The 23,333-nt window shown below is 51.0% G+C and carries 19 protein-coding genes and 2 pseudogenes; 16 read left to right on the forward strand and 5 right to left on the reverse strand.

Features of this window, described 5'->3' with window-relative positions; genetic code table 11:
- Positions 1-18 precede the first annotated feature (18 nt).
- The 6 genes and pseudogenes from GC101_RS24410 (at position 19) to GC101_RS24435 (ending at position 6,091) form a co-directional block, all read left to right on the forward strand.
- Entirely contained in the window at positions 19-1,110 is a 1,092-nt protein-coding gene (locus tag GC101_RS24410; RefSeq protein WP_171719378.1) for a GerAB/ArcD/ProY family transporter, read from the forward strand.
- Positions 1,111-1,205: 95 nt separating this feature from the next.
- A complete protein-coding gene (locus GC101_RS24415; protein ID WP_171719379.1) occupies positions 1,206-2,183 on the forward strand; it encodes an AAA family ATPase in 978 nt (325 codons plus the stop codon).
- A gap of 3 nt (positions 2,184-2,186) precedes the next feature.
- Positions 2,187-3,275: a DUF58 domain-containing protein gene (locus tag GC101_RS24420; RefSeq protein WP_171719380.1), complete on the forward strand. Its 1,089-nt coding sequence runs from the start codon at positions 2,187-2,189 to the stop codon at positions 3,273-3,275.
- Positions 3,272-4,615 carry a hypothetical protein gene (locus tag GC101_RS24425; protein ID WP_171719381.1) on the forward strand — a complete coding sequence of 448 codons (1,344 nt, stop codon included), beginning with the start codon at positions 3,272-3,274 and terminating at the stop codon, positions 4,613-4,615. Before GC101_RS24420 ends, GC101_RS24425 begins: the two co-directional genes overlap by 4 nt.
- Positions 4,616-4,642: 27 nt before the next feature.
- Positions 4,643-5,050, forward strand: a complete 408-nt coding sequence (locus GC101_RS24430; RefSeq protein ID WP_171719382.1) for a MerR family transcriptional regulator — start codon at positions 4,643-4,645, stop codon at positions 5,048-5,050.
- A 99-nt stretch (positions 5,051-5,149) separates the two neighbouring features.
- A pseudogene (locus GC101_RS24435) lies at positions 5,150-6,091 on the forward strand (alpha/beta hydrolase).
- A 4-nt stretch (positions 6,092-6,095) separates the two neighbouring features.
- Here GC101_RS24435 and GC101_RS24445 read toward each other — a convergent pair.
- The 3 genes from GC101_RS24445 to GC101_RS24455 form a co-directional block, all read right to left on the reverse strand.
- Positions 6,096-6,422, reverse strand: coding sequence for an AzlD domain-containing protein (locus GC101_RS24445; protein ID WP_171719385.1), 327 nt, complete (start codon positions 6,420-6,422; stop codon positions 6,096-6,098).
- The gene (locus tag GC101_RS24450; protein WP_246354504.1) at positions 6,413-7,132 is read right to left on the reverse strand and encodes an AzlC family ABC transporter permease; all 720 of its coding nucleotides are present in this window, start codon (positions 7,130-7,132) and stop codon (positions 6,413-6,415) included. The genes GC101_RS24445 and GC101_RS24450 overlap by 10 nt, the downstream gene beginning before the upstream one ends.
- A gap of 593 nt (positions 7,133-7,725) precedes the next feature.
- Positions 7,726-9,789, reverse strand: a complete 2,064-nt coding sequence (locus tag GC101_RS24455; protein ID WP_171719387.1) for a beta-galactosidase — start codon at positions 9,787-9,789, stop codon at positions 7,726-7,728.
- 144 nt (positions 9,790-9,933) lie between these two features.
- Here GC101_RS24455 and GC101_RS24460 point away from each other — a divergent pair, with 144 nt between their 5' ends.
- The 5 genes and pseudogenes from GC101_RS24460 to GC101_RS24480 all read left to right on the forward strand — a co-directional run bounded on the left by GC101_RS24460 (position 9,934) and on the right by GC101_RS24480 (position 17,034).
- The gene (locus GC101_RS24460; protein WP_171719388.1) at positions 9,934-10,767 is read left to right on the forward strand and encodes a helix-turn-helix transcriptional regulator; all 834 of its coding nucleotides are present in this window, start codon (positions 9,934-9,936) and stop codon (positions 10,765-10,767) included.
- Between the two features lie 183 nt (positions 10,768-10,950).
- Positions 10,951-13,548, forward strand: coding sequence for a hypothetical protein (locus GC101_RS24465; protein ID WP_171719389.1), 2,598 nt, complete (start codon positions 10,951-10,953; stop codon positions 13,546-13,548).
- A gap of 64 nt (positions 13,549-13,612) precedes the next feature.
- Positions 13,613-14,308 (forward strand): annotated as a pseudogene (locus GC101_RS24470) (ABC transporter ATP-binding protein); the annotation flags it as partial.
- A gap of 206 nt (positions 14,309-14,514) precedes the next feature.
- Positions 14,515-15,906 (forward strand): ABC transporter permease, encoded by a 1,392-nt coding sequence (locus tag GC101_RS24475; RefSeq protein ID WP_171719390.1) that lies wholly within the window; start codon positions 14,515-14,517, stop codon positions 15,904-15,906.
- A gap of 24 nt (positions 15,907-15,930) precedes the next feature.
- A complete protein-coding gene (locus tag GC101_RS24480) occupies positions 15,931-17,034 on the forward strand; it encodes an efflux RND transporter periplasmic adaptor subunit (RefSeq protein ID WP_343049820.1) in 1,104 nt (367 codons plus the stop codon).
- Positions 17,035-17,318: 284 nt separating this feature from the next.
- Here GC101_RS24480 and nagZ read toward each other — a convergent pair whose 3' ends face one another.
- Positions 17,319-18,692: a beta-N-acetylhexosaminidase gene (gene nagZ, locus GC101_RS24485; RefSeq protein WP_171719391.1), complete on the reverse strand. Its 1,374-nt coding sequence runs from the start codon at positions 18,690-18,692 to the stop codon at positions 17,319-17,321.
- Between the two features lie 116 nt (positions 18,693-18,808).
- Here nagZ and GC101_RS24490 point away from each other — a divergent pair, with 116 nt between their 5' ends.
- The 5 genes from GC101_RS24490 (at position 18,809) to GC101_RS24510 (ending at position 22,557) form a co-directional block, all read left to right on the forward strand.
- Complete coding sequence (locus tag GC101_RS24490; protein ID WP_039292730.1) at positions 18,809-19,312, forward strand: ferritin; 504 nt, start codon at positions 18,809-18,811, stop codon at positions 19,310-19,312.
- 325 nt (positions 19,313-19,637) lie between these two features.
- On the forward strand, positions 19,638-20,501 hold the full coding sequence (locus GC101_RS24495; protein ID WP_171719392.1) for a cation diffusion facilitator family transporter: 864 nt from the start codon (positions 19,638-19,640) through the stop codon (positions 20,499-20,501).
- A 161-nt stretch (positions 20,502-20,662) separates the two neighbouring features.
- Positions 20,663-21,568: an NUDIX hydrolase gene (locus GC101_RS24500; RefSeq protein ID WP_171719393.1), complete on the forward strand. Its 906-nt coding sequence runs from the start codon at positions 20,663-20,665 to the stop codon at positions 21,566-21,568.
- 202 nt (positions 21,569-21,770) lie between these two features.
- Positions 21,771-22,184: a bacteriohemerythrin gene (locus GC101_RS24505; protein ID WP_081969990.1), complete on the forward strand. Its 414-nt coding sequence runs from the start codon at positions 21,771-21,773 to the stop codon at positions 22,182-22,184.
- Between the two features lie 67 nt (positions 22,185-22,251).
- A complete protein-coding gene (locus GC101_RS24510; RefSeq protein ID WP_171719394.1) occupies positions 22,252-22,557 on the forward strand; it encodes an HIT family protein in 306 nt (101 codons plus the stop codon).
- Positions 22,558-22,597: 40 nt separating this feature from the next.
- Here the strand turns inward: GC101_RS24510 and GC101_RS24515 are convergent, their stop codons facing one another.
- Positions 22,598-23,227: a hypothetical protein gene (locus tag GC101_RS24515; RefSeq protein WP_171719395.1), complete on the reverse strand. Its 630-nt coding sequence runs from the start codon at positions 23,225-23,227 to the stop codon at positions 22,598-22,600.
- Positions 23,228-23,333: the final 106 nt, after the last annotated feature.

A 23,333-nucleotide genomic window follows, 5' to 3' on the forward strand; every position in this document is an offset into this window, starting at 1 on the left:
GGAGTCGGGGGAGAAGATATGCGGACATCGAAATGGCAAATGACTCGTTTCTCAATTGTATATCTGGGCTCGCAAAGTACGATGTTCCTCGTTCCCGGGCTGATTGAGTCCTCATCGTATCAAGGATGGATAGGGGTGGTTGTGGGCGGCCTCCTTGGGCTGATCACACTATTCTTCACAATTCAGGTAGGGAAGCTGAAGCCGGGTATTGGCTGGGTCGATTTCGGCGCCGAGATAATGGGGAAGTGGCTGCACCGGGCAATGGTGATCCTGCTGCTAAGCTGGTGCATCTATTACGCCTCTTATGATATTGAGAATTTCGTCCTTTTCTTCGGAGCCAATTATCTGCGCGGGACTCCGCCGTTATTCATTCAAATCGTCATTGGACTGGTTATCATGTACACGGCACATCTCGGGTTTGCCTCAATTGTATATATGTCCGAAGGCATCGCGCTGGTTTTTATTTTCTCCACCATTCTGAGCGTGTATTTGTTCATTCAGCATGCCGATTTCTCTATGCTTCCGGCTTTTATCCATTATCATGACCCGCATCTTATCTTCAAGGATTCAATTACCGTGATGTCCTGGTTCGGGGAATGGGTGGTGTTTCTCTTCGTTGCCCCGGAGCTCAAGATCAGCAACAAGATGCTGAAAAGGTTCAGCGCCGCAGGAATCATCCTGATTGGAATTGTGCTGCTGGGCTGGGTCATGACCATCTTGAACTTCGGTGCGTATCTCGGAAAAGAACTGCAATACCCTTACCTGCAGCTGGTCCGCAGCTCCTCAAGCGATGATCTGCTGGGCAATTCCGATCCGCTGCTAATTGGCATCTGGTCGTCGTCGATGTTTATTCACAGCTCTTTTCTGATTTATGTTGCGTACAAATGCGCTCTCTACCTTACCAAACAGAAAGCGAAAAAAGTTATGATTCCGATCGTAACCCTCGGTTCCATCACGCTTGCATACCTGTACTCAATGAATCTGGCAAAATATAATCACGATTATTACGCCTTCAATACGGTTATATTCTGGCTGATTGTGGAGTTTATCCCGATGTATTATTACATCGTGGCCATGATCCGCATGAAGTTCGGAAAGCAGGCGAAATGACAGACACAGTATCCCGATTATAAAGTGTAGACGCTTTCTGGTATGATTAAGCTATAGTACATACCTTTTTTTGGAATAGGATGGTGTCATTATACATGAATCTTCAAGAAGCATCTGCTCTAATTGAATCGATCCGGGGAAATTTGGCTAAGGTTATTGTCGGAAAAGAAGATGGTGTAAACCTGCTGCTGACAGCATTGCTCGCAAATGGTCATGTGCTCCTGGAGGATGTGCCCGGAACAGGCAAAACGCTGCTTGCCAAAACACTGGCCCGCTCGCTGGACTGCGCGTTCAAGCGGATTCAGTTCACGCCCGACCTGCTGCCTTCTGACTTAAGCGGCATCAACTACTACAACCAGAAAAGCGGGGAATTTCAATTCCGTCCAGGTCCGGTATTCGCCAGTATCCTGCTCGCTGATGAGATTAACCGGGCAACTCCGCGTACCCAGTCAAGCCTGCTGGAATGTATGGAGGAGCGGCAGATTACCATCGACGGTGTGACTCATGAGCTGCAGCGGCCGTTTCTGGTCATTGCCACGCAGAATCCGATTGACAGCCAGGGGACGTTCCCGTTGCCGGAGGCACAGCTCGACCGGTTCCTAATGCGGATTACAACAGGGTACCCTACGTTTGATGAAGGGGTTCATATTCTGCAGCGTTTCCGCCAGAACAACCCGCTGGAGGATACCGGTGCGGTTGCAGGTGCACAGGAAATTCAAGAGATGCAGCGGCTTGCCGCTGGTATTAATGTAAGTGATGAACTGCTGGCGTATATGATCAGTGTGGTTGAGGCTACCCGTAAATCATCTGCTGTCCGGCTGGGTGCGAGCCCCCGGGCAGGCTTCGCCCTCCTGCGCGCTTCGCAGGGATATGCTCTGATTCAAGGGCGGAATTATGTACTTCCGGATGATATTAAGGCCGTGGCCGTTCCGGTGCTTGCACACCGGCTAATCCTTCAGCGCGGACCCGGAGTCCGCGAGGGGCAATCGGCTGAGGTCGTGCTTCAGGTGCTGCGCGAGGTGGAAGTTCCGGCGGAGGCTGCTGTCCTGTCCAGAGGCGGAAGGGTGGAATGAGCCATGTCGCTGCCGTGGTTCATTGCAAGCACGCTGTTTCTGCTGTTATTCGTCTCTGCTATATACGACCGTAACGCGCTTAAGAAGGTCACCTATACCCGCTATTTCTCGGCCAAGGCCGTATATGCAGGAGAGCAGGTGGAGATGGTCGAGGAGATCATGAATAAGAAGCTGCTTCCGCTGCCTTGGCTGCGTCTGGAATCCAGTATCGCCCTGGGGCTTGAGTTCGGCTCCCAGGAGAATCTGGGCATCAGCAGCGGCGAGATCTCACAGAATCATGTCAGCCTGTTCTTTCTCAGGTCTTACCGCCACATCAAACGCCGGCATAATGTGATCTGCCGGGAGCGCGGATTGTTTCTTCTGGAGACCGCAACGATGACCACGGGGGATCTCTTCGGGATGAGCCGCAAATCGAAGACCTTCCCGCTGCAGCTGGAGCTCCTTGTCTACCCGGGGCTGCTTCAATTTCATGAGCTTCCGCTGCCGGTGCACAGCTGGCTCGGCGAGCTGCCCGTCAAGCGCTGGATTGTAGAAGATCCGTTCCTGACCGCTGGTACCCGCGAGTACAGTGCAGGGGATTCCCTGGCTTCGATCAACTGGAAAGCGACAGCCCGGACAGGAAGCATGCAGGTGCATCAGAAGGATTACACGGCCGATTCAAGGCTTGTAATCTGCCTGAACGTGGAGATCAGCGATTCCATGTGGCGGACCGTAACCGATGTGGAGCGGATTGAGCTAGGCATCCGGTATGCGGCGACCGTGGCTGAATATGCCATCAGCCATGGCATTGAGACCCGGCTGCTCAGCAACGGAAGGCTGGACGGCGGCGGGGCAAGAGATCCGGTGGATACCTGGCCGATATCACATGCTGAAGAATTCCTGGGCATGCTGGCCAGACTGAATCTGGACAGAACATTGCCAATGAGCAGGCTGATGGAGATTGAAGCAGAGAAGGATGAAGGCGATACGGATTATCTGATCATTACCTGTCACCGGGGAGCGGAACTGCAGGATGCCGCTGCGGTATTGAGCTTCATGGGGAATGGCGTAGAATGGCTGGATATTCCGGAAGAAGGCGGTGCAGCGCTATGAAGCTCCGTTTCTCGTCTTCATTCCAGGCCAACCTTGCGCTATGGATTACTGCTTTCATAGACTGGCTGCTGCTTCTGCCTGTCTGGCTGGCGCTGCAGACTTATCTGCAATCGGGTGAAGCAGCGGTTCGGTGGATTTACCTATTACCGCTGCTGGTTGCAGGCGGTGTACTGCTGCGGCATAGATGCAGCCGGTTATGGCAGCAGCTGCTGGCGGCGCTGCTGCTGGGTCTCTTGTCCGGACTGATAAGCAGCACACTGACACTCCCGGGCATCCCGCTGGTAGCGGGTGCCGCAGTCTGTGCGTATCTTGGCATGACTACAGCTTCACGGGTGAACCGGTTCAGAATCTATCTGGCCGGAATCACGATCTATTTCATTGCTTCCATAGCCTTCTCCCAGATTCCGGAGCTTCAGGCTAATGTGACTATTCTAACCTGGAGCGGAAGCTTATGTCTGGTGCTGGCACTGATTGATTCCAACAGCAGCCATCTGCGCTACAGCTCCTTAAACAGTGATTCAGCACGTCTGCCTGAAGGCCTGCGGCGGCATAACCGCCTGTATCTGGCGGGATTCATTGTCCTGGCGGCAATCCTGGCGGCGGGCGGCGGCAAAGCGGTGGGTATGCTGCTGTGGAATGCGGTGCGTCTCTTCTTCACCTGGCTCAGCCGGCTATCCTCCGGTGCAGAGGAACCTCCGACGGAGGAGGCTCCTCCACAAGCCATTCAGGAATTCCCGGCAGCAGAAGCCGGTGAACCTGGCATTCTGGCCGCAATTCTTAACATTGGCTTCTATATTATAGGGGCGGCTGCAATAGCTGTGGTGCTGTATTACGGAGTACGCTGGTTATACAGAAATACCGGTGGACTACTCCGCAGAGCGATGGACTGGCTATTGACACTGCTGCGCAGAGAATCGCCTGCAGCTGCTGCCGGTTATCAGGATGAAGAGACCAGCCTGTTCACTTGGGAGCAGACCGTTCAGGGCTTCAGGGATTACTGGCGTACCAGGCTTACACCATCCAGCCGCCGGGACCGGTGGGAGACGATGGACGGAAGCCGGGCACGCATCCGCTGGCTCTATCGTCATTGGCTCCGCGCCAAGCATACTGACGGGTATGAGGTGAAGGCATATCTGACCCCTCAGGAGACGGCTGCCGATGTGGCAGCATGGTCGGAAGGACAGAAGCGGCAGCGCAAAAACCCGGGCAGCGAAGGGGAAGCCTATAACCGCCTGCTTGCATTTTATAATAAAGCCAGATATGCAGATGAGGAACAGTCAGACCTCACTGAGCTCTCTGCTGAAGAGATTACAGCACTTAAAGAACAGTTGAAGCTGTAGCTAATCCTGCGGGAAGGAGAAATAGGGATGACCCCATATTTACGAGGCGAGCTGGCCAAAGAGGCTGGAGTAAACATAGAAACGCTCAGGTATTATGAGAAATACGGGCTGATTCCGCAGCCTCAGCGCACGTCCTCCGGATACCGGATGTATCCGGAGGAAGCGCTGGAACGGATCGCTTTCATTCAGAATGCGAAAGCTTGCGGTTTCACTCTGCGTGAGATCAAGAAAGCTTTGGTCAAATCTTCAGACGGCAGTATCGGAATACCGGACTTTATTACAGTCATAGAGAGTAAAATGGCCGCTGTTGATCTGGAGATTGCCAAACGGCACAAGACCCGCACAAAGCTGGAAGAATTGAAGAGCAGCCTCCTTACACAGGACAGACATTCGGGTGTCCAGGAGACTCTTGATATCTTGAACATGAAAGGCTGAATCTGCCGGCAATATAATCTGAGATAGCCACTTGACCCTGTACTCCGGTACAGGGTTTATATTGTGTCTATGAACGATTAAGAGGAGGAATGAACCGTTATGATATGCCCTAGTATAACTCCAGCCGGACAGCTACAGGCCATTTCCAACCAGTTGAAGCACAATAAACCGTCTCCGGGACAACCGGCCCAAGAGATCCGCGCCGCCCTAGCAGAATCCGCCGCACAACTGCCTGTGCTAAACGGTGTGCAGGTTGAGCAGGTAAGGACAGAGAGGTTCAGTGGGGAGTGGGTCAGAACTGGTGGAAAAAAGGATGCGCATTGGGATACAAAGGTGATTCTGTATTTCCACGGCGGAGGGTTTGTGGCCGGCAGCTGTGCAGTCTACCGGGATCTGGCCGCAAGGCTCTCAGCCGCCAGCGGAATTGCTGTGATGACTGTGGAATACCGGCTGGCTCCGGAATTCCGTTATCCGGCTGCGGGTGAAGATTGCCTGTCCGCGTACCAGTGGCTGCTGGACCAGGGCTTCAAGTCCGGGCACATCATATTTGGCGGAGATTCTGTAGGTGCCACGCTTGCCCTTATGACGCTAATCTCTCTGCGGGATGAAGGGAAGGCGCTTCCGGGCGGCGCATTCCTGCTCTCGCCTCATGGAGATCTTGTTCATTTGGACGGAGAGTCTTATACGAGCCGGGCGGATAGAGACCCGACCGGAAGCCGGGAGACTAATCAGCGTATTCTGGAAGATTATCTTGGGGAGTATGCCGGGGAAGCTCCTGCACTATAATCACCGCTGAGACAAGACCTCACTGGATTGCCGCCTCTGTTCATTCAAGTAGGTGATCACGAGGTGCTGCTGAGCGATGCCGAGCGGCTGGCCGGTAAGGCACTTGAGGAGGGAACACCCGCCAAGCTGGAAGTGTGGGAGAACATGTGGAGTGTGTTTCAGATGCTGGCTGCGCTGCTGCCTGAAGCGCAGCAGGCGATTCATCATATTGGCGATTATGTAAAAGAGACGCTGAAGCTGGAAGCTGAAGTATAAGGGCTTAAAACAGCAGGCGCAGCAGCATCAGCGCCAGGATGCCGGTGACTACGGTTCCGAGCAGGCTGCGGGTTTTGACGGCTACCCAGAAGGAGGGCAATGCCGCGATCAGCTCCACATTCGTGGAAAGGCCGGTGAACCTGCCGTCTGTTACGAATAGTTCCTGGGCGACCAATGCAGCCATTACCGCAATTGGTACAAAGCTTAACCAACGCATCCCCCAGTCCGGAATGGAGATCCGGCTAAGCAGCATAAGCGGAAGAACGCGCGGGATGAAGGTAACGAGTGCAGCGCCCAGGATAATGAAGAAAATTTCCAGTCTTATTTCCATTGTTCAATCACCATTCCAATCGTAGAGGCTATAAGGGCTGCCGCAATCACGCCCATGCTGGGCGACCACAGAATAGAGACCAGAACGGCAACAATGACAGCTATGAAGCCGACGGTAATGTCCAGCAGATATTTGCGCCGTGCCATGACCGTCAGCACCAGCAGTCCGATGAACATGGCAGGCAGAGCGAAATCCAGCCCCCACTTCTCCGGACTGGATATCCACTGTCCGAGGAAGGCGCCGGCGATATTGGCCAGGAACCAGTTCAAATAGGCTGTAATATTAAGCCCGTGCATCCATTTCTCGCTGATCCGCTTCCTGGAGGCGCTCTTCTGGATGGCTACCCCGAAGGTCTCATCGGTAAGCAGTGAGCCAATCAGCAGATTGCGCAGCGGATTCAAATGGCGGAAGTACGGCGATATCGCCGCGCTCAGCAGCAGATGACGCAGATTGACCAGCAGAATTGTGATGATGATACTGGAGGCGCTGCTTCCGGCCGCAATCATTCCTGCGGCGATAAACTGGGCTGATCCGGCATAAAGAATGATGGAGATCATGGCTATTTCGGCAATGGAGAGGCCGGCCGTTTTCTCCACGACGCCTGCTGCAAAGCCAATGCTTAGATAGCCGAGCAGAGTAGGGAGGCAGTCTTTGACCCCTTGCAGGAAGGTGTCATTCCCCTCCGGCACCTCTAGGGCATCCTGCTGCAGGCGGCCATTCGCCGGAGACTCCTGTTGTATGAATTCTGGCTTCACGGATTCACTCGCTCCTCTATATTCCAAACTATTCATTTCCAAGCTATGTATAGCATCAGATATAAACTTGTAATAACCACTTTGGTAAACCGCTTGCTGAAGGTTGACAGTGACCGGTCACGGTATATCAGGTATGCTTAATTGTACTTTGTACAACTAAATCACCTGATTTACTAGTGTTTAAGCGTTTAGTTGTATTTCGTGCAATTAAACTGCCCTATGTAGAGGGGGGCTCGCCCATTCGGGCAAATTTAGTTGTACAGACTACAATTATAAGAGGCAAACATGCTTTTTCTCTGTTTTTAATTGCACATAATACAACTATCACTAACTTCCACGTTGAAACTGAATATGAATTTCAGTTTTTAATATCTAATAATTCACAGCGAATTGCAAGGAGATTCTATATTTTATACGCTGCAATGCCCTCGCCAGTTTCAGTGCCGGGCAGCTTGCAGAAGCAAAAGGGTTCCGCTATCCACAGAGCAATCTGCGGCGGCGGAACCCTTTTATATTGATTTAGTCATGCCTTGGCTTAACAGGAATTGTTATTCCAGCACCAGAACGCCATATCCGTCCAGCGTATAACTTCCCGTGAGGGTTTGTCCGCTCAGCAGATCTGTTCTGGATTCCTTAAGCACGATCTCTGCCGGTTCTTCACTATAGTTAAGCAGGAAGGTGAGTCCTGCAGCGGTATCTTCCTCAGAAGCGCGGATCTGCAGCTCAATCTCCGGCGGCAATTCCAGCCATTCGGCAGCTGGTGAATTCAGCCCCAAACTTCCGATCATTTGCAGCACGGCCTGCTCATTGAATACAGCCCCGTAGTACCAGACTTCCCCCTTGCCGCGTTTGTTGCGGGTTACCGCCGGTTTGCCGGCATAATAATCGGTAGCGTAGGTTCCCATAACCTCGACACTGTCCTCTTCCACATGAAGAATATCATTGAAAGCATCCGCACCCGTAAGCGTCCCTGGATTATTCGTCCAACGGATCGAGGTAGGCTGACGTGTTCCTTTGACCATAGTGAACTCTTCCACGGTTACACCGCACATCTCCTGGGCTGCTCCGGGAAAAGGCCGCATATAACATTGTCCGGTGGTATCCTTGTATCCGGTGCGGCAGCCGAAGATCAGCTTCCCGCCTTGCTGTACATATTGATCCAGCAGAGCCGCTGTGTCGTCGCTCATAATGGCCGGATGCGGGTAGACCAGCACCTCGTAACGCACAAGCTCCGCAAGCGTTGTAATGCTGCGCATATACAGAACATCATTGGGGATATGCTTCCGCTGCAGTGCCTTGAACCATTCCTTGTTGCTCTGCCACATGAATGGCCCGTGCCAGATGTCATATTCCCCGTCCCACTCATTATCATAATCCCGCACGATGGCGATATTTGCCTGAGTCCGGCTGCCGATGAAGGCTTTGCCGATCTTTGCCAGCTCCTTGCCGATCTGCTCAGCTTCCTTCACGCGCCGGTTCGGCTGGTTATGATAGTCATTCAAGCCGTGCCAATAGATTTCGTTCCCCATAGTAGCTGTCCGCCAGCGGAAATAGAGCAGCATATCTGCACCATGGGCGATGGACTGGTAAGTCCACAGCCGCATCTGCCCGGGCTTCGGAGAAGGCATATCCATCCGGTTGACCCAACCGCCGGGTCCCGACTGCTGTTCCATCACACAGAAGTTGCTGCTGACCGAGCGGACCGCAGAGAGTGACAGTCCCCAGCCGCGGTCACGCAGCGGGTTCACCTCTGCCGGATCAAAGTAAATGGTCGAGAATTGCGGATATGAATCATAGCTGAAGAAGTCCAGCAGTTCGTCATTCAGCTCATGGCTGTCCAGATGTCCGAAGAGGCCGTTCGTAGTCACCCACTGGTCAGGGGCCAGTTCACGGAGGATATCCGCTTGGATCTTGGCAAAATAAATCGTGTTATAAGAGATGAAACGCTTCTCATCCAGTGCCTGGTGCGGATTGGGCTGGTTAGGCGAGGGGGTTGGCCGGGTCAGATAGACCTGTGACCAGCGGGTATAGGTCTGATTCCAGAACACAGTACCCCAGGCTTCATTCAGCTTATCCAGTGTCACATATTTATCCTGAAGCCACGTCCGGAAGGCAAGATGGTCACTCTCCGAGTAGAACACATTTACCTCACAGTTCAATTCATTATCGATCTGCCAGCCGGTCACTCCGGGGTGACTGCCGTAATGCTCTGCAAGCTTAGTCACAATTCTGGCGCAGAGCTCACGGTATTTGGGGCTGCTGTAATTATAATGACGGCGCATGCCATGCTGCATCGTCACACCTTCATGAGTCACATTTAATACCTCAGGATATTGTTCGGTAAGCCAGGCGGGCGGAGTGGCAGTAGGTGTTCCCATAATCACCTTCAGCCCGTAGCTGTGCGCCAAATCTATAGCACGGTCAAACAGGCCGAATTGAAATTGACCTTCTTCCGGCTCAAATACCGACCAGGCGAACTCGCCCAGGCGTACAATAGTGAATCCGGTTTCAACCATACGGCGGTAATCATCCGCCCACATGGATTCAGGCCAGTGCTCGGGATAATAACAGACGCCAAGCTCGAATCGTTCTGCAGCAACAGGTTTCTTCATAGTAACCTCCAAGTGTAAATATATGCTTTATAGTTGGTACCAATCTATTGTATTATCAGCAGTGTATACACTTATATAACATAATATTGCTATTGTATTATTATATTGCGTGCTTGATTCAAGGCGGAGAGAAGAGGGGATTGGATGAAAAAGCATTATGTTCTACCGCAGCCAGCGTATGCCCATTATGTATGCTATCCGGAGATGCTGGGCCATTACACCGACTTCCCGCAGCATGCGGAGCGCAGAAGCGAAGGTTTCCTGGGCAGCTATAACCTTCATATGGTTTTTGGCGGAGAAGGGTATGTGTTCCAGGAAGGGGAACGGATATCGATGAAGCGGGGGAGCGGGTTTCTGTTCCCGCGGGGGGCTTACCAGCAATACGGTTCTGATCCGGGCCAGGCCTGGAATGTGCGCTGGGTCCATTTCGCCACAGCTTTATCTTTGCCGATGCTGGAGGAGGCGGATCACTCCCGCGGTTATTTTTTCACCTTCGATCCCGGAACGGGCTATGAACCGGTCTTCGAGGAGATGTACAGGCTAAGTGCAACTTATGAGACCCGGAGTGAACCGCGTCTGTCTACCTTGCTCTATGAGATTCTTGTGACGCTGATGCAGAATTCTGAACCGCTGCACGGGTCGGTGCCGCTGGAGATCAGACATTCCATCCGGCTCACGGCCGACAGGATACACAGCGAATGCGAGCGGCCCTGGACACTGGAAGCGATGGCCAGGCTTGCCGGTTACAGCAGCTATCATTTTCTGCGGCTGTTCCGGAGCATAATGGGCAAGACGCCGAACCGTTATTTAAGTGACTGCCGGATGGCCCGTGCTAAGCTGCTGCTGGTTTCGACTGAGCTGTCTGTCGCGCAAATTGCGCTGCAATGCGGTTTTCACCAGTCCAGTTACTTCATTAAGGTCTTCAGACAGCTGGAAGGCCTACCGCCAAACCAGTACAGACGGTTGTTCAGCTCATAGAATCATAGCGTAGCCGAAACAATATTAACAAACTTTGTTACATTATCCGCGCTTTTTGTGCTGTACTTGACATGTTTTTGCTTGAGAAGGTTACAACCGGAGGCGAAGGGTTACAAAGTGGATACAATTTCCACGCTGTCTGCAACTATAATATTGCTAGTAAATACATCTGGAGGGAAATAAATGAGAAAGTATAGAGTTACATATGCTGCTCTGCTCGTGAGTACGCTTGTAGCCGGCCAGCTGGCCGGCAGCATCGCTGCCCCCGTTGCCGCCGCAGCCGCAACATCAAAGAACGCGGCGGCACCCGCCGCTGCACCAGCATTCAAATTCAATTCCGTTCCGCTGGGAGCCGGGGTGACTGCAGTCCTTGAGAACGTGAACATCTGGAGTCAGACCGGCGGGAATATCGTATCGTATACGCTGAAATATACCAATTCCGGTAATTCAAGCGCGAGTCTGCTGAAATATTTCTCACGGGTTGTAACACCTGGCGGTTCAGTGCTTCCGGGGAATCCGGTAGGAACGGATGCACTGAAGAAAAAAGTCGGCGCGAAAGAAAGTCTGAGCGTTACCTACTATGTAAATGTGGGACAAACTTCATCCTTGCAGGGCCTTAAGATCTCCATGCTGGTCTGGGACGCCAAGGCGAAGGGGTATCTGAAGCAGACGGGCTCTTACGCAGTTCCGGCGAATTACTCTACAGCTGCTGCAGCCGGTACAAGCCTGAATACCACCATGAACGACATTCCTGTTACAGCCAGTGCGGATTCACTGCAGCTCTACAAATACGGCGGCAAAGTCTATGCCAAGGTTGGACTCAATCTGACCAATAAAGGAAATAAGGTGCTGGGTGATCCGGGGTATTCCGCGTATCTGGTATCCGCCAGCGGGACTTCCTTTGAGCTTGCATTAAGCAGCACTCAGGCAGATTACAAGATTCAGCCGCAAGAGAAGCGGAGCATCTATTATCTGGCCGAAATACCAGCCTACCTTAAGACGGATAATATGAAGCTACAATTTACGCAAAAGGATGAAACTTCGAAGCTGGAGCTGCCGAAATCGGCCTATAAGCTTCCAGCGGCCACATCACCTAATCTGGTCGTCGGCAGCGGCGTAGTCAAAAAAATCATCGTGAACAGCAATACCATAGAAACGCTGATACGCAATGCCAATGTATATTCCCAGGATGCTGATGCGGTATGGACTTTTCAGATGCAGATCAAGAATACCGGCAACAAAGCAGTAACGCTGCCAAGCTATGAGCTGGCGGTCAAATCCCAGAAAGGTACAACCTTCCCGGTGAGTGCGAAGGGGTTAAGCGGAGTTACACTCAAGCCGCTAGAGACCAAAATCATTCCGCTGACGGTCCGCGTACCGCTTGAAGTGGAGCAGTCCGGCCTGCAGCTGATGATGATCGAAGCGGTTGGCGCGGATACAGCAGTTGGATCTGGTACGGCAGGTTCAGAAGGTACAGAAGGAGCGTCTGGTGCAGGGAATGCCGGCAGCGGAGCGACGACATCCAAAATGATTTTCCCGGTTGCCTATTTCGTCATTCCTTACGCACTTCGTGCGGATGTGCAGACGGGGCAGGAGTACATGACGACGAATTCATACGGCTCTTTCTCCTATAGTATTCAATCTGTGCAGCGTTACCCTTGGAGAGATGATGATATTGTAGCCGCCAGACTGAAAATTACCAATACACAATCCGTGTCGCTGACCCTGCCGGAACTTAAGGGTTCCATTAAGCTCGACAATGACAGCCTGCTCGTGACTACGGATCTGTTCATGGACAATAAAGAATCATCGGTCCTGGCCCCCGGCAAGTCAGTGGTACTGTATGTACTCGGCAAAATCGCCTATACGGCTGAGTTCCAGAATATCCGAATCGCCTTATACGGCACAGAGAATACAGAAACTGTTCCATTCCTGGATCTGAGCATCAACAACTCGATTAACAGTATCGCCATCATTCCGCAGGGCAAGAACTACACCGTCAATGGAAAAGGCAAAACAGCCACTGTGCAGGAGAACAGAACCACCGTCTATGAAGGGGAAAACTATAATCTGGTCTATACTGAGCTGCTCATGAGCAGTGAAGAGAAGCGACAGAGCAAGATGGCCCGGCTGCAGGCGTATTACAGAACCAAAGATGGCCAATATTTTGAGGCAACGCCTAGCCAATCGGATAACAGCGCTGCTCCCGGTGCGAAACAGCTCGTGGTCTTCTGGACCAAGCTGCCCAAAACCACGGACATCAGTGACATCTCCCTCTATCTGGGTGCCGGTATCAACGGAGGCAAGCTGATTGAGAGTAAAGAGGAAGCGACCGGATTTGTGGATGTGGCTGCGCTCCAGCTGAATCCGCAGGCCAATGTACCGGCAACCACACTACTGAATACCGTTCTGTATCCGTATACCATTTCCTTCCTGAGCTCAGAGGGCAGACATCTGAAATCCTCAGATACTATCAATATATCAGTCAACTACAATTTGAAGCGGGATTATCAATACGATGCAGGAGCCTTGGAGCATAAGCTTATTCTACAAATTACCGATCCTTTCGGAATCTCGCAGGAAAAGACGCTCTCCATAGGTACCGACCTGATAGAGGGGACGAACAACGTCTATTCGCTCTCCATCAACAGAAGCCTGTACAAAACTCTCGGCGGTGGTACTTATAAATTAACCTTGTATGATGAATTCCAGGGCGAACGGCTGATGCTCGGCGGCCAGGTCTATTTGGTCAAAGAAGAGCTTCCGCCTAAATCAGAGTAATTGATATTCACATCAGTCTAACTAAATATATAAATTCTTGTATTCTTAAAAAGGAGCAGCTTCCATGTTGCGTGTTGAAGATATAACGCATTCGTTCAAAACCGGTAATGAATGGACATCCGTTCTCCATAAAATCAATTTTGCCGTCAAACAGGGAGAGATGGTCGCACTGCTGGGCAGTTCCGGGTCCGGCAAGTCTACACTGCTCAACCTGATGGCCGGACTGATGAAGCCGACGGAAGGTCATATTTACATTGCCGACCAGGACATTGTGAAGATGGGCGAGAATAAGCTTGCCGAGTTCCGGCGCAAGCATATCGGATTTATCTTTCAGGCGTATGAGCTGATTACCAGCCTGACTGTCCGGGAGAATGTGGAGCTGCCGCTTGTATTCCAATCGGTGTCTCCATCCGTCCGTAAGAAGAAGGCGCTCGCCCTGCTGGAGCAGGTGGGCATTCCCGACAAAGCGGATTTATTCCCTTCCCAGCTCTCCGGGGGACAGCAGCAGCGGGTCAGTATTGCCCGGTCACTGATCACAGAACCGTCGGTCATCTTCGCAGATGAGCCTACCGGGAACCTGGATTCCAAGACCGAGGAGGAGATTATCAGCATTCTGCTGAATCTGAACCGTACGATGAAAACCACGTTTATTGTAGTTACACATGAATATAAGGTGGCGGAACAAATGCAGCGGATCTTTACGCTCAGAGACGGCTTCCTGATCACTGAGCAGCAGACAGCTGCGAAAGCCGGGCAGCAGGCAGCTGTAGAGACTGAAGCGCAGGCGGCTGCAGAGACTGAGGAGCAGACAGCTGTAGAGGCTGAACAGAAGGCAGCTGTAGAGACTGAACAGAAGGCAGCTGTAGAGACTGAGGAGCAGACAGCTGCAGGGACTGAAGAGCAGACGCCTGCTGAAGCTGAGCAGCAGACACCTGCTGAAGCTGAGCCTGCAGAGGGAGGGAAGCCGTGAAGATCAGAGATATTTCACGGATGGCCTGGGAACAGGTCAAACGGCGCAAGGTGGTTACAGGTCTATGTATGACCGGGATTTCCATCGGCTGCGCAGCAATTATCGTGGCCTTGAGTGTGGGCCAATCTGCTCAAGTCTATGTGACCGAACAGGTGAACCAAAGTTTCAAAATGGACGAAATTATGGTCTCGCCGGGCGGGGGGATTCCTTCAAACGGCAAGGGCGGCAGCGGAGGCGGCGGTTCTGGAGAGGTGAATGAGAACCTCGACCCGGGCAAGCTGACGGACCAGAAGCTGAAGATTATCCAGGGACTGAATCATGTGAAGGCCGCTTCACCTTTTCAGGAGGCCGGATATCTGCAGCTGGTGACGATCGACAATAAGATTGCTGATGTCAGGATCATAGTCGCCGATCTGCAGATGCTGACGGAATACGATCATAAATTCAAGCAGGGCGGAGCGAATGGCCAGCCGGGAACGATCGTGCTCAATTACGGGGCGACGCTGGGCTTAATCGACTTGGAGACCCGCCAGAAGCTTTATGAAAGCATGGGTAATGATCCGTTCAATCAGGATATTCAGGAGCAGTATCGAAAACTATCGGTCCAGCCCTCCGAGCTGTACCGCAAGCAGATTCAGATTCAGGCGCAGGACTATAGCACAACTACACCTGCAACGAAGCTTAGCTCCCCGCTTCAGGTGGGCGGCATTCTTGAAGGAGCAAAAGGGATCGACGACATGCAGGCTTCGTATGACAAGATTATGTATATATCACCTGAAACTGCAGCGCAGCTCTCCAAGGAGCTGGTATTTGATAATTCCACCACCAGTGTCCTCAATCTCCCGGAAGAGGGCAGCTATAACGCAGTTACAGTGAAAGTGGACGATGTGGCGAACATCAAATCGGTCGAGCAGATGATTCAGAAGCTGTCACTGAACGCTCAAGACAATCTGTTCCAGCAGGAGATGCTGAAGGAACAATTTGACATGATTAAGATGGCAGCACTCGGCATCGGTGTATTCATTCTGATTATCGCCTCGATCTCCATTATTGTGGCTATGACGATGTCCACCCATCAGCGTCGCCGGCAGATTGGCATTATGAAAGTCCTGGGGGCTAACATGGGTCAGATCCGCAATATGTTTATTACAGAAGCCGCGCTTCTGGGATTGCTGGGCGGACTGCTCGGTGTCTTGTTCTCCTATTTAATTGTCATGGGGCTTAATAAGCTGGTCGGTTCGGCAGGCGATGGGATGAATTTCTTCATCCCGCCGATGAATTTGCCGATCGGGATATCCTTTGCCATTATGACCGGAGTTCTGTCCGGAATCTATCCGGCCATCAGCGCCTCCCGAACCGATGCGTTGACCGCCATTAAACGAGATTAAGCCTAAGCTAGAAAGGAAGCCGAAATGATGAAGAGGACTCTAAAGAAGAGCCTGAAGTGGATCATAATCTTAGGTATCATCAGTACCGCAGGTTATCTGGGGTATACCAAGTTCTTCAAGGACAAGGAGGCGGCAGAGCTTCCGCCGGAAACGATGCAGGTAATCAGTTTCCCGGTAACGGAGGAGACGCTGACCAGCTCGATACAGGTAAAAGGAAGATCGCAATACCAGCAGGAGACGCTGGTGTATGCACCGTTTGCCTCTAAGGTGACCGCCTGGAAAGTAGAGAACGGGGCACAGGTCAAGAAAGGGGATGTCCTCTTTACCCTGGATCAGAGCACACTCCGCAATGAGATTGCGACGGCAGAAGCTGCCAACCGCAAAACGAAGCTGGAGGCGGAGCTGAACGCTTTTGTCAGCCAGCAGGAGGATGATAGTGCGGCTCCGGCCGGTACGGAAGCGGAACGGCTGAAGGCGCTGGCTGCCCAGGAGGCTGCGCGTCTGAACGACGAGCTGAATCAGGTGAATGCGGAGATCCAGGCCAAGGAGCTTGCGGATAAAAAAACGAAGCTGAACACGGCAGTCTATCATGCACCCGATAACGGGATCTTCCTCTACGACAGCAGTACTGAACGTCCACAGACGGTTACAGATAACCAGTACATCGGCAAGATCGTTGATCTGAACAAGCTGGAGTTCATTGCACAGGTCGGAGAGCAGGATATCTTCCGTATCAAAAAAGGAATGAAGGTACAGGTGAAGATGACAGCGATGAAGGATCTGATCCTTAATGGGGAAGTAACCGAGGTATCCAAATTTGCGACGACGACCACCGGCCAGAATACGGCTGGGCAAATCCCGCAATTCGAAGTAGTGATCTCCCTGCAGCCTGACGAGCATCTGATCGGCGGCCTCAGCCTCAGCGGTGACATCGAGACCTCACGTAAAGAGAAGGCGGTAGTGGTCTCCAGTATTGCCGTTGTCCATGAAGGTGATCTGGCTTATGTCATGCTGGACAAAGGGAACGGCCAATATGAGCGCACGGAGATCAAGATCGGCATGGAAACGACAGAGAAGACTGAAGTACTCTCAGGCTTGAAGGCTGGGGATACGGTAGTTCTTCAGTAGTATAGCAGCAGTGAAAGCCCCAAACCTGGTTGATTGCCGGGTTTGGGGCTTTTTTCAAATATAAATTACAGGCGGAGCGCGGCGGATGATCTAAGTGGAATTAGTACATCTAATTTGATGTCTGTACTTAATCCAACTGCTTCCCTGAAGTGCATGATTTCGGCAGAATTAAGTGCCTTTTTTTCAACTCTGCTGGTTCATAACTCTCGCTACTGCATAAGGAGTAAGCTTCACTTCCCCAGAGCGTATAAATTGTTGATAGTGGTACCGATTCCGCTTGTTAACTACTTGTTCTGCTGAAATGGCTTACGCCAGGCTTTGATCTCGCTGTTCAGCCCGGTAAGATCGGGGACGGGGACTGCCTGATCGGTCAGCTCATATTTGGCTTTCAGTGCAAGAATGCGGTAGACACTTTCATCAATCCGTGCCTCTGTGACCGTACCGTCCTTCACGCTGCTGAGCAGAGCGGCCCGCACCGCCTGCTCATTCTTGTACTCGTGGGCGACCAGCAGAATATCGCTGCCGGCCCGTACAGTATCGACTGCAGCCGCAGCGAGACTGTAGTTCTTGACGATAGCGCCCATCGTAAGATCATCGGTAATGACGACTCCCTTGAAGCCCATTTCTCCGCGCAGCTGCTCACCGATGATTACTCGGGACAGGGAAGCGGGTTTCTCGGGGTCCAGCTTCGGATACAGGATATGGGCTACCATTACTGCATCTGCCTTCTCCTTAATAGCCGCCTGGAAAGGCAGCCATTCCAGCTTGGCGAGCTGCGCCTCTGTTTTGTTAATTACCGGCAGCTCCAGATGGGAATCGACGGAAGTGTCCCCATGGCCAGGGTAATGCTTCACTACAGGCACAATTCCTTCAGACTCCAAGCCCTTCATTTCGGCGATGCCGAGGCGGACTACCAGATCTGCAGTGCTGCCGAAGGAGCGGTCACCAATAACCGGGTTATCCGGATTGCTGTTAATATCAAGGACAGGTGCGAAATCCATATTGAAGCCGGAGGACTTCACCGCCCGGGCCAGAAGTTCGCCCATCGTTCCGGCAGCGGCAGCATTATTCTCTTTCCCTACCGCTGCATTGGAAGGGAACACTGCATATTCATCAGGAAGTCTGCTCACCTTGCCGCCTTCCTGGTCCACGCTCATGAACAGCGGGGCCGGATTGCCGTTATTGCTCTTCTTCAAGGTATTGGTCAGACTGACCAATTGCTTCAGGCTGCTGATATTATCGGAATAGAGGATGATTCCTCCAACCTTGTCTTCGGCAATCATCTTCTGTGCCGCTGACTCTGCCGTAGTTCCATCGATTCCGACCAGCAGCATCTGCCCGATCTTGTCCTCCAGTGTCATTCCGGCTAGCTTCCGGGAGATAACGTCATTAGTGTCTGTACTATCTGCCGCCGAAGCTGGAGTAGCGGAGGGCTGGACACTGGCTGCAGGTGTTGCTCCTGCTGATGCTGCCGGTGTAGTCACAGGAGCAGAGGGTGAAGCTGATGCCGGTGCCCGCGAAGGACCCGTGCCTGCCTGTGCAGAGCCTCCGCTTCCTCCACAACCGCTTGCCAGCAGAAGACAAACAACGGTTGTCAAGAGGAAGAGAGGGCGCTGGTGCGGGGACAACTTATATTGCCGTGGGCTGAACCATTTCATTGTTGAGATTCGTCCTTTCGTTTGCTGATTGGCGGGTAGGAATGATAAGATGAAGTAGATTTTACATAAGAACTGCTTACTGTGTACACAAATGAGAAGGATGAGGTGACCTGTCAATGAAAGAACAATTAATGAACACGCTTAATGAACAGATGAATTTCGAGTTCTACTCCGCTCATGTATACCTGGCAATGGCCGCGTATTGTTCCGGTGAAAGTCTGGATGGATTCGCCAACTTTTTCCTGGTGCAGGCTGAAGAAGAGCGGTTCCATGCAATGAAAATCTACAAATTCCTTAATGACCGTGACTATCGTGCCACCCTTGCCGCCCTGCCGGAGCCGAACAATGAATATTCATCCATGCTGGATGCGTTCGAGCATGCCTTCGCCCATGAGCAGCAGAATACGAAGAAATTCTATCATCTGGCTGATTTGGCCCTGGATGAACGCGAGCATGCAACAATCTATTTCCTCAAATGGTTCATTGACGAGCAGGTGGAAGAAGAAGCGCTCTTCAGCAATATTATCGCCAAGCTCAAACGGATTGAAACGGACAGTAATGCCTTCTATATGCTGGATGCCGAGTTCGCCGCCCGTTCCTTTACACCTCCGGCGGAATAATATGATTCCGGACTTGTCCCTTTCGTTTGCTTTTACAGCGGATGCCTCCTTTATAAGGAAGGTATCCGCTTTTTAATGCGGCTGCCGTGACGGCTTCTTATTAGTTAGACGATGTTTGCAATGAAAAGTTACTGGGTTCTGCAGCAGGGATTGTGCTCAATGTTGAACCGGGGCAAACAATGTTGTGCAAGGCAACATACTTCCGGCTCCGCAACTCTATTTGGCGGGGTTAACTCTTGCGCCGTCCGGCAACACTGTTTCTCTAGACCCACCCGCTAGTCAGCGTGTAGTATGGAACAATACTATTATTTGGAGGTCCTTTTTCTTGGATAATTACAGCGATATCAAACAAAGTGAAAAAGGGGCTTGGCTTAGTCTACTAGCCTACATACTGCTATCTGCCGTCAAATTGTTCATCGGCTCCGTTTCAGGCTCGCAGGCATTACTTGCCGACGGACTGAATAACAGCACCGATATTATTGCTTCCATAGCAATTTTGACAGGCCTGAAGATTTCCCGCAGACCCCCGGATTCCAATCACAGCTATGGTCATTTCAGAGCAGAGACAGTTGCTGCATTGATCGCCTCCTTCATAATGATTGCTGTAGGCTTTCAAGTGCTGTATCAGGGTGTCAACAAGTTCATTCAGCCTTCACTGGAAACCCCTGATCTAATTGCCGCGTGGACGGCAGCTGCCTGTGCTGTGATTATGATCGCTGTGTTTAGGTATAACATCAAGCTTGCCCGTAAATTGAACAGCAATGCGATGCATGCCGTTGCGCAGGATAACCGTTCGGATGCGCTCGTAAGCGTGGGTGCCTTCATTGGTATTATCGGCTCACAGTTCGGCATTCCGTGGCTTGATCCGCTCACCGCTACCATTGTCGGTCTGCTGATCTGCAAAACCGCTTGGGATATCTTCCGCAAAGCCACTCATGACCTGACAGACGGATTCGATGCAGGTGAGCTGGAGTTAATGAAGCAGACGGTATCGGAGATTGAAGGCGTAGAGTTAATTAAGGATATCAAAGCCCGCATTCACGGAAACAATGTACTAGTGGATACTACGGTACTTGTGGATTCCAGACTGAATGTGGTGCAGAGCCATGACATTACGGAAGAGATTGAAGATCAGTTGAAGGACCGCCATCAAGTAGCTACAGTGCTTGTCCATATTGAACCCTTGTGATGATAAAATATTATTTGACCGGTCGTTCTCAATATGGAGTACATATATAGATGGATTCAACACCTTTTTACTTGACGCATACCTTGGCAGCGGGTATATAATAACGATATGTTATTAACAATGGGATAATATTAAGATATTCCTATAAAAGGAGCCTGCCAATGCCTAATCAACCCGTCACTGATCACAACGGTCTAACCGAGGAGCAGTTCCTGAAGACGTATGACGCCGGGAACTATGAACGTCCGTCAGTTGCTGTGGATATGCTGATCTTCACCGTAATGGAGGAACAGCAGGATAATTACCGCAAGCTGGCGGAGAAGTCGCTGCAGCTTCTGCTGATACAGCGCGGTGAACATCCTTTTCTGGGACAATGGGCGTTGCCTGGAGGATTCGTGGGGATCCACGAAAGTGTAGAGGAGGCAGCCCGCCGGGAGCTGTACAGTGAGACTAATATCGATAATATTTATATGGAACAGTTATATACCTGGGGCGATGTTCAGCGTGATCCGCGGATGCGGGTGATCAGCTGTTCTTACATGGCACTCGTGGACCGCAAAGCCTTGACTGTACAAGCAGGGGATGATGCGGCAGCAGCCGCCTGGTTTGAGGTTTCCTACAATATCCTGGAGACCCGCCGCGAGGAGCTGGAGCAGGGTATCCGGCTGGAGACATTTGTGGAGATTATTCTGCAGAATGAACAGGCGAGGCTCAGCGGTGTGGTCAAGCTTACCGAAACCATCCGGGGCCATGTCCGCCATATGGACCGTGAGATTGTGCGGAGCTCGGGTTTCTCTTTTGACCATCTGCTGATGGTGCAGGCTGCAATCGAACGCTTGCGCGGCAAAGCTGAGTATACCGATATTGTGTTCAATCTGATGCCGCCGCTGTTCACCTTGTCCGAGCTTCAGCGTGTGTATGAAATCATCCTTGGCAAAGAGCTGCTCGCCGCCGCATTCCGCCGCAAGATTGCTGAGCGGGTAATTGAGACGGATGAGAGTACCCGTGATGCCGGTCACCGCCCATCGAAGCTGTACAGATACAATCTGGAGTGGAATCTAACTTGAGAAGCCGAAATACAGGCTCGCATATGAACAGGTTAATGATTTAGCTATATCGTACTCCTTCCATAACAAACTGCAACGCCAATTCCGCAGAAATTTGTTTTCTGCTGTCGTGTGATGTTGTTAATAGAAGTTTTATGCGGAAAAGCGGACAATGAATTATGCTTTTCATTATGTAATTTATGGAAAAGGGTAAGGTGAGTCAATGATTAACTGGAAGGATTCATATGACATCGGAGTAGAGAAGATTGACTGCCAGCACAGACAGCTGCTTGTGAAGCTGAATGACTTTTTTGAAGCGTGTACCAACCAGCAGGGCAAAGAGAAGATCGAAGAAACACTGAAGTTCCTTAAGGACTACACCGTGGAGCATTTCGGCAGTGAAGAGCAATTGATGAAGGACATCGACTTCCCTGAACTGACAGAACACCAGAAGACGCATGCTGAATTCGTACAGACCGTTCTGGATCTGGAAGAGAGCATTAAGACCAAAGGGGTATCCGTATTGTCAACAATCAAGCTTAACCGTACTTTGACTGACTGGCTGATTAATCATATTCACAAATGTGACAAGCTGATCGGGGACTGTATCGCTGCAAAAGGTAACAAAGCCGTTTAACTACATAATCCGGAACACGAAGATGCCGCAGGGCATTTTCTTTTTTTAGAGGGGAGAGAGGCGCAATATGGATTGCCTGGGATGCAGAATCGCTAATGGTATTGAACCAGACCTGGACCCGGAAACCGCGCATGCGGTTATGGATGCTTCGCAGAAGGTGACTGCGCTGCTCAAAAGCCTGTACAAACCGGACGGAATCAGAATTTGTGCTGACGGCGGTAAATTTAATGATCTGACCCATTACCATATGCATGTTGTTCCACGCTACGAGGGTGACGGATTGGCCTGGAGTGAGCCCTTGCACCCGGACGGTGCAGAGACACGGCTAAAGGAGACTAAAGCAAAAATTCTGAAAGCGTTCAGTGAAGTTTAAAAGGAGCCCGTTGGGCTCTTTTTTACTGTGCGTACACAGCTTAATAATCTACCAGCAGCAATTCTTTATCCTCAGGCAGAAGTTGTGCAACAAACGCTGACGGGTCTTGTTTGGTGTGCTCGATAGAATTAACAATCCAAGTATTATTGCTGTGTGTATAGCTAATAATCATTACTCCATCATCGTCTAGCTTATGTTCACTCGTTGCCACCTTTTGCTGATCAGAGTAATTAAACTCCATGAAGTAGGGATCAATTTTTCCCACATCGCTTAGTGTACTTTCTCCGATATTAATCTTGCTAAAGCTGTCCTGACTTAACAAGTGCGTTAATCTCCATACGTCAGAAACATAGTTGCTTCTCATATACATAACAAAAATATGGCTGCCGTCAGAAACATTTCGTATTTCATAGGAATAGCCTTTCATGCGTCTGGTGATATCGGCTTTTCCCAATTGCTTCTCAATTTCTGCCTTATGAAATGCAAAAGACATGCTCGAACGAATGGAATAGGGGATATTTGAAACGGAGCTTTTGTTAAGCTCTATTGGAGTGGTTTGTATATTTGCATTTGAATCACTGCCGGTTAATACGACAACCAGAATTAATAATGAAATGAATAGAGAAATCTTTGAATAAATACTAAACGAAATCTTAAAAGAGTGATCCAAGGAAATCCTCACCTTTCTCGCGCTTAACCTAAATAGTTACTCAACTGTTACATAGAACGGATTCGTTTTTACTATGCGAGGTTCCTGCATCTATCTAAGATTTTTC

This window comes from Paenibacillus phytohabitans (assembly GCF_013141775.1).
Lineage (GTDB): Bacteria > Bacillota > Bacilli > Paenibacillales > Paenibacillaceae > Paenibacillus_AQ > Paenibacillus_AQ phytohabitans.

Excerpts from the sequence above, each read along its gene's own strand:
- GC101_RS24480 (WP_343049820.1), top strand. The coding sequence starts at position 15,931 with ATGATGAAGAGGACTCTAAAGAAGAGCCTGAAGTGGATCATAATCTTA.
- GC101_RS24460 (WP_171719388.1), top strand. The coding sequence starts at position 9,934 with ATGAAAAAGCATTATGTTCTACCGCAGCCAGCGTATGCCCATTATGTA.
- GC101_RS24455 (WP_171719387.1), bottom strand. The coding sequence starts at position 9,789 with ATGAAGAAACCTGTTGCTGCAGAACGATTCGAGCTTGGCGTCTGTTAT.
- GC101_RS24505 (WP_081969990.1), top strand. The coding sequence starts at position 21,771 with ATGATTAACTGGAAGGATTCATATGACATCGGAGTAGAGAAGATTGAC.
- GC101_RS24430 (WP_171719382.1), top strand. The coding sequence starts at position 4,643 with ATGACCCCATATTTACGAGGCGAGCTGGCCAAAGAGGCTGGAGTAAAC.
- nagZ (WP_171719391.1), bottom strand. The coding sequence starts at position 18,692 with ATGAAATGGTTCAGCCCACGGCAATATAAGTTGTCCCCGCACCAGCGC.
- GC101_RS24410 (WP_171719378.1), top strand. The coding sequence starts at position 19 with ATGCGGACATCGAAATGGCAAATGACTCGTTTCTCAATTGTATATCTG.
- GC101_RS24420 (WP_171719380.1), top strand. The coding sequence starts at position 2,187 with ATGTCGCTGCCGTGGTTCATTGCAAGCACGCTGTTTCTGCTGTTATTC.
- GC101_RS24445 (WP_171719385.1), bottom strand. The coding sequence starts at position 6,422 with ATGGAAATAAGACTGGAAATTTTCTTCATTATCCTGGGCGCTGCACTC.
- GC101_RS24500 (WP_171719393.1), top strand. The coding sequence starts at position 20,663 with ATGCCTAATCAACCCGTCACTGATCACAACGGTCTAACCGAGGAGCAG.
- GC101_RS24425 (WP_171719381.1), top strand. The coding sequence starts at position 3,272 with ATGAAGCTCCGTTTCTCGTCTTCATTCCAGGCCAACCTTGCGCTATGG.
- GC101_RS24465 (WP_171719389.1), top strand. The coding sequence starts at position 10,951 with ATGAGAAAGTATAGAGTTACATATGCTGCTCTGCTCGTGAGTACGCTT.
- GC101_RS24510 (WP_171719394.1), top strand. The coding sequence starts at position 22,252 with ATGGATTGCCTGGGATGCAGAATCGCTAATGGTATTGAACCAGACCTG.
- GC101_RS24490 (WP_039292730.1), top strand. The coding sequence starts at position 18,809 with ATGAAAGAACAATTAATGAACACGCTTAATGAACAGATGAATTTCGAG.
- GC101_RS24415 (WP_171719379.1), top strand. The coding sequence starts at position 1,206 with ATGAATCTTCAAGAAGCATCTGCTCTAATTGAATCGATCCGGGGAAAT.